The organism is Hahella sp. NS-SX17 (assembly GCF_057367735.1).
The window spans coordinates 404349-416849 of sequence record NZ_CM170632.1 but is presented as its reverse complement, the minus strand read 5'-3'; the positions used below and the strand labels follow the sequence as shown (position 1 = coordinate 416849).

Annotated in this window: 9 protein-coding genes; 8 read left to right on the top strand and 1 reads right to left on the bottom strand. The window is 54.4% G+C overall.

Annotated elements, in window-relative coordinates; genetic code table 11:
• Nucleotides 1-111: 111 nt before the first annotated feature.
• The 4 genes from AC2IBB_RS01925 (at nt 112) to AC2IBB_RS01910 (ending at nt 5706) form a co-directional block, all read left to right on the top strand.
• Nucleotides 112-2247, top strand: coding sequence for an SO2930 family diheme c-type cytochrome (locus AC2IBB_RS01925; protein ID WP_486331224.1), 2136 nt, complete (start codon nt 112-114; stop codon nt 2245-2247).
• Between the two features lie 50 nt (nt 2248-2297).
• The gene (locus AC2IBB_RS01920; protein WP_486331223.1) at nt 2298-3854 is read left to right on the top strand and encodes a Na/Pi cotransporter family protein; all 1557 of its coding nucleotides are present in this window, start codon (nt 2298-2300) and stop codon (nt 3852-3854) included.
• Nucleotides 3855-3935: 81 nt separating this feature from the next.
• Nucleotides 3936-4310, top strand: coding sequence for a hypothetical protein (locus AC2IBB_RS01915; protein ID WP_486331222.1), 375 nt, complete (start codon nt 3936-3938; stop codon nt 4308-4310).
• Between the two features lie 46 nt (nt 4311-4356).
• A complete protein-coding gene (locus AC2IBB_RS01910; RefSeq protein WP_486333916.1) occupies nt 4357-5706 on the top strand; it encodes a class II fumarate hydratase in 1350 nt (449 codons plus the stop codon).
• Between the two features lie 43 nt (nt 5707-5749).
• Here AC2IBB_RS01910 and AC2IBB_RS01905 read toward each other — a convergent pair whose 3' ends face one another.
• Complete coding sequence (locus AC2IBB_RS01905) at nt 5750-6124, bottom strand: metalloregulator ArsR/SmtB family transcription factor (protein ID WP_486331221.1); 375 nt, start codon at nt 6122-6124, stop codon at nt 5750-5752.
• A 427-nt stretch (nt 6125-6551) separates the two neighbouring features.
• On the opposite strand from AC2IBB_RS01905, the gene AC2IBB_RS01900 reads away from it, so the two are divergent.
• The 4 genes from AC2IBB_RS01900 to AC2IBB_RS01885 all read left to right on the top strand — a co-directional run bounded on the left by AC2IBB_RS01900 (nt 6552) and on the right by AC2IBB_RS01885 (nt 12494).
• Nucleotides 6552-8120, top strand: a complete 1569-nt coding sequence (locus AC2IBB_RS01900; protein WP_486331220.1) for an ABC transporter substrate-binding protein — start codon at nt 6552-6554, stop codon at nt 8118-8120.
• A 548-nt stretch (nt 8121-8668) separates the two neighbouring features.
• Nucleotides 8669-9616 (top strand): ABC transporter permease, encoded by a 948-nt coding sequence (locus AC2IBB_RS01895; protein ID WP_486331219.1) that lies wholly within the window; start codon nt 8669-8671, stop codon nt 9614-9616.
• On the top strand, nt 9613-11508 hold the full coding sequence (locus AC2IBB_RS01890; RefSeq protein WP_486331218.1) for a dipeptide/oligopeptide/nickel ABC transporter permease/ATP-binding protein: 1896 nt from the start codon (nt 9613-9615) through the stop codon (nt 11506-11508). Before AC2IBB_RS01895 ends, AC2IBB_RS01890 begins: the two co-directional genes overlap by 4 nt.
• Nucleotides 11505-12494, top strand: a complete 990-nt coding sequence (locus AC2IBB_RS01885) for an ABC transporter ATP-binding protein (RefSeq protein WP_486331217.1) — start codon at nt 11505-11507, stop codon at nt 12492-12494. Before AC2IBB_RS01890 ends, AC2IBB_RS01885 begins: the two co-directional genes overlap by 4 nt.
• Nucleotides 12495-12501 lie beyond the last annotated feature (7 nt).

Below are 12501 nucleotides of genomic sequence, written 5' to 3'. Positions count from 1 at the left end.
AACTAACTACACCAAAACATAACACAGTTACACGTCATAATCGGCCAAATTCCATACTGATTCCTCCCATGCTATGAGTTACGCTTAGTCATAGCGCCGGAGGAGGAATGCATGATGCTGCGTGTTCTGTTTGTCTCTGCTTTAGTTCTGGTTACGTCGGGATGCGGATCTGGAGAAGGATCGGATCAAGGCGCAAATACGCCCGTCGGCATATCAGAGCGACCGGATAACGCCACCTGTCTGGCTTTCAACAATACCGGCTCCAGCGCCATCAAACTCACGCCTATCGCATCGGAACTGGACTTCTCCAGCCCGATTCTGATGCTGCCCCATCCCAGCCTGAGCCATATCTTCTATGTCGTGCAGCAACGGGGCCGGGTTTACCGGGTGAACCTCAACGACGACACCCGCACCACGCTGATTGATCTCTCCGAGCACTATAGTCTCAGCACTTGCGGCGAGTGCGGCTTACTGGGGATGGCGTTTCATCCAAACTTCGCAGAGAACGGCTATCTCTATTTTTCCTTCACGGAAAACGTCTCAGGCATGACCTCCTTTGTGGCCCGATTCGAAAGCGCAGACAACGGCCAGACTCTTCGTTCCGATAGCGGCGGCGATCTGCTGCGGGACAATCTAATTGAAGTCAGCCAACCCTATTCCAACCACAATGGCGGACACATCGCTTTCGGACCGGATAATCTGCTGTATTACGGTCTGGGCGACGGCGGTTCCGGCGATGATCCTGACAATAATGGCCAGACCGTCTCCACCCTACTGGGCTCCATGTTGCGCCTGAATGACGATGGTTCTCCCGCCTCCGGCAATAACGTCCCCGGCGCGCTACCGGAAATCTACGCCTATGGTTTGCGTAATCCCTGGCGCTGGAGTTTTGACAGCGAAACCGGCAACTTATGGCTGGGAGATGTCGGCCAGGGTCAGTATGAAGAGGTGGATATCATCACCGCTGGCGGCAACTACGGTTGGCGTTGTTACGAAGGCATGCACCGCACCGGTAACAGTTGCACAAGCACTGGCCCCTACATAGCGCCAGTGGCCGAATACGACCATTCCGAGGGCATATCCATCACAGGGGGTTATGTCTATCGCGGCGACGCCATTCCTGGTCTCAAGGGAGTGTATGTATTTTCCGATTTCGGTTCTGGAGCCCTTTGGGGGTTGAGATCCAATGGCAGCGGCGGCTATGACCGGGAGACTCTGCTGGAAAGCGGCCGCAACGTCGCTTCTTTCGCAGAAGGGGCGGATGGGGAACTCTACGTGGTCACTTTTTCCGGCCTCTTCCGAATTGATCCAGACACCTCAGGCGGCGACTCTGATAACGTCCCAGAGTTATTATCACAAACCGGCTGCGTCAATCCAGACAACCCCATGCAGCCAGCCGCTGGACTGATTCCCTATACCGTTATTGAGCCTTTCTGGTCCGACGACGCAGACAAACAACGTTTTTTCGCACTGCCCAATAATACCTATATTGACGTCAACGCAGCGGGCGAATTTCTATTTCCCGATGGCTCCGTACTGGTCAAACACTTCTACCTCAACGGCGCCATAATCGAAACCCGCCTATTCATGAAACAGGCGGAAGGGGACTGGCGCGGCTACAGTTATCAGTGGAATGAGACGAAAACAGACGCAATGCTGGTCGCAGAAGGGAAAGACGTGGATTACAGCGGACAAACCTGGCGCTTTCCCGGTTCGGGTGAATGCGCTCAATGCCACACGAGCGCGGCGAACTTCAGCCTGGGCCTGGAGACAATGCAGTTGAACCGGGAGCTGATTTATCCACAAAGCCGTATACGGGCTAATCAGCTACAAACGCTGGCGCACATCAATGTCTTCTCAGCGCCACTGAGCGACGCGCATCTGTCCAACGCGCTTCCCGCCAGCAACAATGGCAACGCAACCCTGGACCGTCGCGCCCGCGCTTATCTGCATAGCAACTGCGCCAATTGCCACCAACCCGGCGGCACGTCGCAGAGCGCGATGGATCTGCGCTTCACCACGGCGCTGCCTTCAACGCAAGCCTGTGACCAGGAGCCATTGAATGGAGACATCGGCGTCGATAATGCGAAGTTAATCACCCCGGGAGACGCCTCCATGTCACTGATCTACCTGCGCATGACTCATTCTGGAGAATACCGGATGCCGCCGCTGGCGAGTAATTTGATCGACACGGAAGGCGGCGTCTTGATTCAGGACTGGATCAACAGTCTGACGTCCTGTGACTGAAATTTAAGACAATATATTTCTAAAATAACGCAGTAAGGGAGAATGAAGGAATGCTCGCGCATTTTTTGGGAGGCGTCGGCCTGTTTCTATTGGGTATGACCTTACTGACTGACGGACTCAAGCTCGCCGCCGGTCCCGCTTTGGAGGTCATGCTCAGCCGCTGGACTTCAACCCGCTCACGGGCGCTTGCCAGTGGTGTGGCGATTACGGCGCTGGTGCAATCCTCCAGCGCCGTCACAGTGGCGACGCTGGGTTTCGTCAATGCGGGACTTTTACTGTTTGAGCACGCCGCCTGGGTGATCTTCGGCAGCAATGTCGGCACTACGCTCACAGCCTGGCTGGTCGCCCTGCTAGGTTTCAGCATTAAAATTGACGCTTACGCATTACCGCTGATCGGGATCGGCGCCTTTATACATCTTGGCGGCCGCAGCCCTCGACTGAAGGCGGCGGGAACGGCGATCGCCGGATTCGGTTTGTTGTTTCTCGGCATCGACGCCATGAAGTCGGCCTTCGAAGGCCTCGGCTCCAATTTTGCTGACGGCCTTAATATGGACGACAACCTTTCCCTGTTATGGATGGTCGTAGTAGGCGCCATATTGACTGTACTGATGCAATCCTCCAGCGCCGCCATCGCCATCATTCTCACCGCCATCGCAGGTAAAATGCTGCCCCTGGAAGCCGGCGCGGCGGCGGTGATCGGCGCCAATATCGGCACCACATCCACCGCTATTCTGGCGTCATTCGGCGCAACCGCTAACGCCAAGCGCCTGTCGCTGGCGCACGTGCTGTTCAACCTCATTACCGGGGCGGCGGCGCTGGCTCTGCTACCGCTGTTTCTCTGGTTACTGGGGGCGCTCAGCAACATGCGCCAGGACCTGAATAACCCTGCGGTTTTGCTGGCGGCGTTCCATACCCTGTTCAATCTGCTGGGCGTCGCCCTGATGTGGCCGCTGGGCGCTAAAATGACCACCTGGCTGAAATCCCGCTTTCAGAAAGGCGGCAAAGTACTCTCGCTGCAGCACCTCGACAAAAGTGCGATTGTGGTGCCGGACGTCGCCATTCACGCCGTTGTCATGGAGCTGGAGCGCTTCCAGGGGCTGCTGTCCGCCCATATCCAGAATTCGCTGCTCAACCCCGGCGACCAACGCACATTGGAAACCCGTCGGGAACTGAGAGGGCTGTTAGATGAACTCAATCAGCACATCACCCATATTCTGCATCAGCCTTTGCGCTTACCGTTGACGCAACAGCTGCCGCAATGCCTGCAGGTCATTCAATACGCCTATAATCTCCTGGAAACGCTGGATGAAGTGGAGCAGGAACCATTGCTGGATCGATCTCTGACCGCCCCTATGAACGATTGGCTGAATCTGTATTGCCATCCCTCCATTGTGACGGAAACGGCGCAGGAAGGCGCTGACAGCGCGGCTCAGGCGGAGCTCTCATATCGTGAGGCCAAGCAGAGATTGCTGGACGACGCGCTGGAGAAAACGCTCAAGTTAACTACGATGAATCAGGCTCTACAGCGATTGAGCCTGTATAAGCGGATGCAGGAGCAGATGTTAAAAGCCGCCCGCTTGGTGGCGGGCCTGAAACCCGGGACTTAGTGGACGTCCCGGCTTGACAGTCCGCTTCGGCTCAGAGTTAAATGATAATCATTATCAATTAATGACAATAGCATCCGATTCATGACAGGGACTTTCAACGGCTTCGACACACAAGAACCAGCGATCCATGAGCTACGCCGAAAAATCCGCTACGCCGCTGAGGAGGATAATCCTCAATTGCTGGCGTTGTGGTTGTCGATGGAGGAAACCCTGGCGCCGGCTTCCGCCGCAGCCCGTTGGCGACTGTACGCAGCGGAGTTCCATCTTCTGCTGGATACACTCGCCGATGACTTGATTCCTGACCACTGGCGCAGTCTTTGCCTGGACCAGATCTACCGTCCCCTGGCGGCGCTCAGCCGCATCGCCGATGGCGAGTCCCGCCGCCGCCAACTGAACCGGTTGCTCTATGAACTCAGAGCCACAAGCCAATTCTTTCAAGCCAGCCTGACCAGCTGAAACACTCAGGAGAGACAGTGTGAAAACCCGTATCGAAAAAGACAGCATGGGCGAACTGCAAGTACCGGAAGACGCCCTGTACGCCGCGCAAACCCAGCGCGCCGTCAATAATTTTCCTATCAGCGGAGAACGTCTACCAGACGCCTTCATCCGCGCCCTGCTGTTGGCCAAATCCGCCGCGGCGCGCGCCAACGTCAAATTGGAGCTGATTCCCGCCAAAATGGGCGACGCCATTTGCAAAGCCGCGCAACAGTTGCTGTCCGCCGACGACATGATGACTCACTTCCCGGTGGATGTATTCCAGACCGGCTCCGGCACCAGCACTAATATGAACGCCAACGAAGTACTGGCGAGTCTGGCCAGCCGTAACCTGGATGAAAAAGTCAGCCCTAACGATCACATCAACTATGGGCAAAGCAGCAACGACATCATTCCCAGCAGCATCCACATCAGCGCAGCGCTGGAGCTGAACAAACAGTTGCTGCCGGCGTTGCGCCACCTGTTAAAAACCATTCAGGACAAAGCCGCGCAAACCGACGGCTACATCAAAACCGGCCGCACTCATCTGATGGACGCCATGCCAGTGCGTTTGAGTCAGAGCCTGTTAGCCTGGGGCGCACAGATAGAGCAGAACATCGCCGCGCTGGAGGCTGCGCAACCCGCGTTGCAAACCCTGGCGCAAGGCGGCACTGCGGTGGGAACCGGCATCAACGCGCACCCGGATTTCGCCGCGGAGTTCAATCGCCAGCTTAGTGAGATGACCGGCTTGAGTTTCAAACCTGCCGCCAATTTCTTTTCCCATATTGGTTCACAGGATATCGCCGTATCCTTGTCCGGCCAGTTAAAAACCACCGCCGTCGTTCTCATGAAAATCGCCAATGATCTTCGCTGGATGAACTCGGGACCACTGGCGGGTCTGGGCGAAATAGAACTGGAAGCCCTGCAGCCCGGCTCCTCCATCATGCCGGGAAAAGTGAACCCGGTCATTCCAGAAGCCGCCGCCATGGTGGCCGCGCAGGTCATCGGCAACGACGCGGCCATCACTATCGGCGGCCAGTCTGGCAATTTTGAGCTGAACGTGATGCTGCCGCTGATCGCACGCAACCTGCTGCAAAGCGTGGAGTTACTGGCGAACGCCAGTCGCTTGCTGGCGGATAAAGCCATCGCCACCTTCAAAGTCAACGAGCCCAAGTTACAGGAAGCGCTATCCCGCAACCCAATACTGGTCACCGCATTGAACCCCATCATTGGTTACCTGAAAGCGGCGGAAATCGCCAAACAGGCGTACAAAGAAGGACGCCCGGTCATCGATGTGGCGGAGGAGCAAACCGATCTGTCCCGACAGGAACTGGAGAAGTTACTGGACCCCGCCAAACTGACCCACGGTGGCCTGTAAACGTCGCCTCACCGCTTAAGAAAAGTCTCGTGACGCCTGAGCGTCACGACTTTTCCACGATTGCCGTAAGGGCGTCCTGTTCGCCTTCGGACTCTTCCTGCGCCAGTTCACAAAAAGCATTCCTATCTGCGCGTTCCTCTTGGGTAAAACGATTAAATGAGCAAACTTCAGAAAGGAAGCTCATCAGTGCGTTAGCGACATTTTCCTCTACCAAAGAGTAAGTGACATAAAGTCCTTTTTTTTCCTCCTGAACCAATCCTGACGCCAATAATATGGAAAGATGTTTGGAGATGGCAGGCTTTGAGATATCAAATCGGTCGGCGATTTCTCCCGCGGTCAGCGGCGACTTAGAGAGGTACGCCAGAATTCTTCTACGGGGGGTGGAGGACAGAGCCTTAAACACATTATCCGTACTCATAATAGTCCCTGCTACGCTTATCAGTTCTAATTGTTTTTAACGACAAGGTTCATATAGAACCATCCCGGGGGGTAAATCAATGGTTAACGTCACCCCGCTTACCTTTCTTACAGACCATTTTCTTAGCGACCGGTTCCCTTGAAGACCTTCCTTGAGGTTTAACTCCGTCGACGCTGAGAACCAATGAGAACGGCTTCAATAAACCGATGAGGGAGGCAGTTGCAAGCGTCATTCAGCCTCAACCGATTCGCCGTTAAGGCATTGAGGTTGTGAAAAATGTTCTTTAAGGTGTAGTAAGGATGCGTCAAGGATAGTACCGAACCTTTCTTCATCAGATCTCCTTATCGCCGATCAGGGTTGGACGTTAAGGCAAGACCAAGAAGGCGCGGGGACGCGAAAGTTACGCTTCGCACTCAAGGAGAGAATCATGGACCGGCTGTCGGGCGTTATACGCGTCCTCGTATGCTGCCTCTCATTTATCGCATTATCTTCGCCCAGTACGGCGCAGACCCCCGCTAACGTACTCGTTGTTGGTCAGATCGCCGAACCTAAATCTCTCGATCCCCACGCCGTCACAGCGCTCAATGACTTTCGCATACTGATTAACCTCTATGACGGTCTGGTGCGCTTTCGAGACGGAACGCTGGAGGTTGAGCCCGCTTTGGCGGAATCCTGGACCATCAGCGAAGACGGCAGGACCTACACTTTTACTCTACGCAGCGGAGTGCAATTCCATGATGGCGCGCCGCTAAACGCACAAGCGATAAAGTTCAACTTTGAACGGATGCTTGATGAGAAGCATCCTTACCATGATACAGGCCCATTTCCCCTCGCGTTTTTCTTTAATCCGGTGCAGAAAGTAGAAGCGCTGGATGAGCTTCACGTTCGGTTCACACTGAACGAGCCCTTCGCCCCCTTTTTATCAAACCTGGCTTATCCAACCGGCTTAATAGTTTCTCCGGACTCAGTGAAGAAGTTCGGTAAGGATTACGGCCGCCATCCAGCCGGAACCGGCCCCTTTCATTTCGCCGAGTGGGTCAGTAACGCCAAGGTCGTCATTGTGCGCAATAAGGGCTATTGGGATGGCGCGCCGCCTCTGGAAGCGGTGGTGTTCCGGCCGATAACCGACGCCAACACCCGCATGGCGGAAATGCTTTCTGGCGGCATAGATCTCATGGTGGAAACGCCACCGGACAATCTGGCCGTGTTCGAGAAAGATCCGGAATTTCAGGTCTATCAACAGGCCGGACCCCATCTTTGGTTCCTGATCCTCAACAACAGGAAGGGGCCACTGGCGGATCGCCGCATGAGACAGGCCGTCAATTACGCTATAGATAAAAAGTCATTGGTGGAGAATCTATTACAGGGTACGGCGGAGGTCGCTGCAGGGCCCATTCCACCGGCTTTCGCCTGGGCCTACAACCCGGATCTTAGTCCCTATTCCTATAACCCCGACAAGGCGCGCGAACTGATCAAAGCAGCAGGCCATGAAGGGGCGCAGCTGACCTTCTACGTAACCGAAGGCGGCTCCGGCATGTTAGATCCCGTTGCGATGGGCGCGGCGATTCAGGCGGATCTCGCGAAGGTAGGGCTACAGGTGAAGATCGAAACCTACGAATGGAATACCTTTCTGGGCAAAGTAAATCCAGGGTTAGCGGATGGCGTCGATATGGCGGAAATGGCCTGGATGACTAACGACCCCGACACCTTGCCCTACCTGGCATTGCGCAGCGACGCCTGGCCGGAGAAGGGCGGATTTAATTCCGGCTACTATTCCAATCCCAAAGTGGATGACCTGCTGGAACGCGCCCGCCGCGCCACGGAACAAACGCAGAGGGCGATCCTTTATAAGGAAATGCAGCCTCTTGTCCACGAAGACGCTCCCTGGGCGTTTATTGCTAACTGGAAACAAAATGCTGTCGCCAATTCCCGGGTACAGAACTTCAAGCTACAGCCCTCATTTTTCTTAAATTTACGAGAGATAAATAAGCCTTGACTTCTAACATGAAAAGCTAAGCGGCATTTTTTGTGTTTATACAGGACTTTGCTTTCGTTTTTAGTATTAGATGAGATAGAAACGTATAAAGATAACGGCTTATATTTCTATCATAATAGGTAAAAATCTATTATTTACAGATAGATACAAAATAAAAATAGGATTAAAAGATTTGAAAATTATTTTGCCGGTCACTAAAAATGTTATTAATTATCACAATATTAATAACGGATATTATGAGCGTCCAAATCTACTTTTAAATCTGGTTTCCTAAGTGGAAATTCGTCAAAAAAGTCGAGAATTTTGCGCAAAGTAGCGCCTGAAAATAAGGTAATTAAGTAGCTTAAACCCAGGATCTCCCGTTAACGCTTCACTGACAAAACGCTCAAAGGATAGACAATGTCATTCATGTTTCACCTAAAATTCCTCTCCAAACTCTCCGAGCAGTCACAAGTATTCTTGGAAGCAAGTCATAAGCGCATAACGCGAATATCCGCACTCTCCCGCCATCGATTTGCTCGACTCTCTCTCAAGACAAATTAACGCCTATGTGGAGTTATATCCTCAAACGTCTGTTGTTAGCGGTTCCTGTAATGTTTGGGCTGACCGTCATCGTTTTTCTGATTATGGCGATGATTCCCGGTGATCCCGCCACAGCGATACTGGGAGCCTATGCAACGCCGGAGAATATCGCCCGAATTAATCACCAATTGGGGTTAAATCGTAGCCTATTTGAACAATATTTAATCTGGTTGGGACATATTCTGCAAGGGGATTTCGGTCGCTCTTACAGCTTGAATCGCCCTGTATTGGATGAGGTTTTAGAACGTTTTAGCGCCACACTGGTTCTCGCTGGCGCATCCTTTTTGCTCTGCTCCCTGTTCGGTCTTCTGGCGGGAATAGTCTCCGCAGCGCGTCAGTTCGGCTGGGCGGACAGAATTATTACACTGCTGGTGCTAGTGGGTATCTCCATCCCTTCATTCTGGCTCGGGCTCCTGCTCATACTGATATTCGCCGTAGAGTTGCAATGGTTGCCCGCCAGTGGGATGTACGCCATTTATGACGGCGGCGATTTCCCTGACTTGCTTTCACACCTCATTCTGCCCGCGATCACCCTTGCTGTGGTTGCAACCGGTGTGATCGCCCGGCTGACCCGCAGCGCCATGCTGGAGGTGTTACGCCAGGATTATATCCGCACCGCTCGCGCCAAAGGGCTGAGCGAGCGTCGTGTTATCTACCGCCATGCTTTCAAAGCTGCGCTCGTCGCCATCATCCCTGTGCTAGGAATTCAGGCTGGCTTCGTACTCGGCGGCGCCGTCTACATTGAAACGATATTCCAATGGCCCGGCATAGGACGCATGTTAGTGCAGGCGATCGCGACTCGGGACATCCTGCTGGCGCAAGGCGGCGTATTGGTCGTCGCAGCGTCATATGTTCTTTTTAACCTCGCTGCGGATGTATTGCAGCATCGACTTGATCCCAGACTCGCCTCATGAATACCTCATCACGCCCAAGCGCGTGGAAGCTGTTTCGGCATAATCACACCGCCTTCTTTGGCCTCTGCCTGTTTTTGCTTGTGGGGTTGCTTGCTTTAGCGGCTCCGGTACTACCGTTGTCCGATCCTGACGACACTGCGCCAGCTGAGCGGTTATTGCGACCGCTGAGTGAGGAACGCTTACTGGGAACCGATCATTTGGGAAGAGACCTGCTGTCCCGCTTGATTTGGGGAACGCGAGTCAGCATCTCCGTCGGCCTTTCCGCCACCTTGATGGCATCCGTCATCGGCTCCGCGTTAGGCCTGATCGCAGGCTTCATTGGAGGGCGAACGGACAACGCAATAATGCGCGGCGTCGACATGTTGATGGCGTTTCCCTATATCCTGCTGGCATTGGCGATTGTCGCCGCACTGGGGCCTGGATTATCAAACGCTCTCTACGCCATTGCTCTGGTGAATATCCCGTTCTTCGCACGTAATATTCGAGGCGTGACTTTAAGCCTGACAAGACGTGACTTCGTAGACGCCGCCAGACTGTCAGGGAAGAGCCCATTAAATATTCTTCTAACAGAAGTTCTGCCCAACGTGGCCCCAATCATCGTCATCACCATGTCGACCACACTGGGATGGATGATCCTTGAAACCGCCGGGCTCAGCTTTCTGGGCTTGGGCGCGCAGCCGCCACAGGCGGACTTGGGCTCTATGCTGGGGGAGGGACGCAAGTTACTGTTCACCGCCCCTCATGTGTCAGTGGTTCCCGGTCTGATGATTTTTGCGCTGGTCATGAGCGTCAATTTGATAGGCGATGGCGTCAGAGACGTGCTTGACCCCAAATTGAAGTCCGGTTCGTTAGCGCGCCCCGCCGCTGTGACGGAAGTGCGAGCCGGCAAGGAGCCCGTTGCTTCCGCCGTGGCGGACGCCAGTCTGGATGTGAGTGACCTACATACCGAGTTTCAAGTGGGTTCAGAGATATACAAGGCGGTAAACGGAGTCAGTTTCGAACTAAGACAAGGCGAATGTCTGGGGCTGGTGGGGGAATCAGGGTCCGGCAAATCCGTCACGGCGATGTCTCTTCTCAGGTTGGCCCCCACACCGCCTGGACGCATCGTGAAAGGCCAGGTCTGGCGACAGGGCGAGGATTTACTGACGTCATCGCAACAGCGTTTACAGGCTCTCAGAGGGGGAGAGATCGCCTATGTGTTCCAGGATCCGCTCTCCAGTCTGCACCCGCTCATTACAGTCGGCGCACAAATTACCGAAGCCATACGGGCGCACCAACCTCACTCCTATTCAGATGCCTGGCGCGTCGCGGTCTCATTGTTAGAGCAAGTACGGCTGCCCAACGCCGCCTACAGGGCGCATAGTTATCCTCATGAATTGTCCGGAGGCATGCGGCAGCGGGTTTGCGTCGCAATGGCCCTCGCCAATCATCCACAGGTCATCATTGCGGACGAACCGACAACCGCCTTGGATGTAACCGTACAGGCCCAAGTGCTAAAGCTGATGAACCAGCAACGTACGCAAAGCGGCGCCGCGTTATTGTTTATCACTCACGATTTCGGCGTGGTTTCCGAAATCTGCGACCGGGTGGCGGTCATGTATGCGGGCCGCATTGTAGAAGTCGGCGTCGCCAGCGATGTGCTTGCCAATCCCGCCCATCCATATACCCGATTACTAATCGACTGCGTTCCTATTCCAGGCGGCAAACAAGAACATCTGCCCGCCATTCCCGGATCTCCGCCTGGGGTAAACAGGCTCCCGCCCGGATGTGCATTCGCCGACAGGTGCCCTTACGCGGAAGCTAACTGCCGAGACGGCGATATTGCACTTCGCACCCTGAGAGATGATCGAGAGGTCAGATGCATCAAACCCCTATTGGAGGCAGCCCCATGAATGAATCTCTACTCGTTGCTTCCAACCTTACCCGACGCTTTGGCGGTGGACGCAGTTGGCTCGGCAAGCGCAAACCAATCATACAGGCGGTGCAAGACATTGATTTACGAGTAGAGAAGGGCGTCACACTGGGTATTGTGGGTGAATCCGGTTGCGGCAAATCAACGCTGGCGCGTATGCTGGTAGGTCTCGATTTACCCAGTGACGGCCATTTAGCGTTGCAAGGAGAAGTATGGCGCGCGACTAATCATCAGGAGCGTAAACATCTGCACGCCCGGGTTCAGTATGTGTTTCAGGATTCACTCAGCGCTCTGAACCCTCGTAAGACCATCAGAGCCATTTTGGAAGCGCCTCTGAAGCATCTTCTGGGGATCAATAAGAACGCTCGCTACAGGCGCTTACAGGAGCTTATGGATGCAGTCGGGCTACGCCCGGAGCTATTGGAGCGCTACCCCCATGAATTTTCCGGTGGTCAGGCGCAGCGCATTGGCATTGCACGAGCGCTGGCGGCGCAGCCTCAAGTTATTATTCTGGACGAGCCTGTGTCTGCGCTGGATGTTTCGATACAGGCCCAGGTCCTCAATCTGCTTAAGGATCTGCAGCGACGTTATGGACTCGCTTACGTGTTTATCAGTCATGATCTCGCAGTGGTGGAGTCGATCAGCGATATCGTTGCCGTGATGTATTTCGGGCGTATCGTGGAGCAGGCGCCGGCGGATGGACTATTCCGATTCCCTAAACATCCGTACACCCGACTACTGCTTGATTCAGTACCCCTTCCCGGCAAAAAGAGCCTGAATGGTGAAAACGAAACCATTGAACTCCCAGATCCCACCGCTCCGCCTAGCGGTTGTCCGTTTGCGCCACGCTGCGATAATGCGCGAGACAAATGCCATCATGAGCCCCCCAGACTTCGTCCCATGGATGGGGAGGGGCGTATAGCAGCCTGCCATTTCCCAGTGGGCGAAGATCCGTTAACGCCCTGATTGCTCA

Coding starts and splice junctions, on each gene's coding strand:
- AC2IBB_RS01925 (WP_486331224.1), top strand. CDS start 112: ATGATGCTGCGTGTTCTGTTTGTCTCTGCTTTAGTTCTGGTTACGTCG.
- AC2IBB_RS01890 (WP_486331218.1), top strand. CDS start 9,613: ATGAATACCTCATCACGCCCAAGCGCGTGGAAGCTGTTTCGGCATAAT.
- AC2IBB_RS01895 (WP_486331219.1), top strand. CDS start 8,669: ATGTGGAGTTATATCCTCAAACGTCTGTTGTTAGCGGTTCCTGTAATG.
- AC2IBB_RS01910 (WP_486333916.1), top strand. CDS start 4,357: ATGGGCGAACTGCAAGTACCGGAAGACGCCCTGTACGCCGCGCAAACC.
- AC2IBB_RS01905 (WP_486331221.1), bottom strand. CDS start 6,124: ATGAGTACGGATAATGTGTTTAAGGCTCTGTCCTCCACCCCCCGTAGA.
- AC2IBB_RS01915 (WP_486331222.1), top strand. CDS start 3,936: ATGACAGGGACTTTCAACGGCTTCGACACACAAGAACCAGCGATCCAT.
- AC2IBB_RS01920 (WP_486331223.1), top strand. CDS start 2,298: ATGCTCGCGCATTTTTTGGGAGGCGTCGGCCTGTTTCTATTGGGTATG.
- AC2IBB_RS01885 (WP_486331217.1), top strand. CDS start 11,505: ATGAATGAATCTCTACTCGTTGCTTCCAACCTTACCCGACGCTTTGGC.
- AC2IBB_RS01900 (WP_486331220.1), top strand. CDS start 6,552: ATGGACCGGCTGTCGGGCGTTATACGCGTCCTCGTATGCTGCCTCTCA.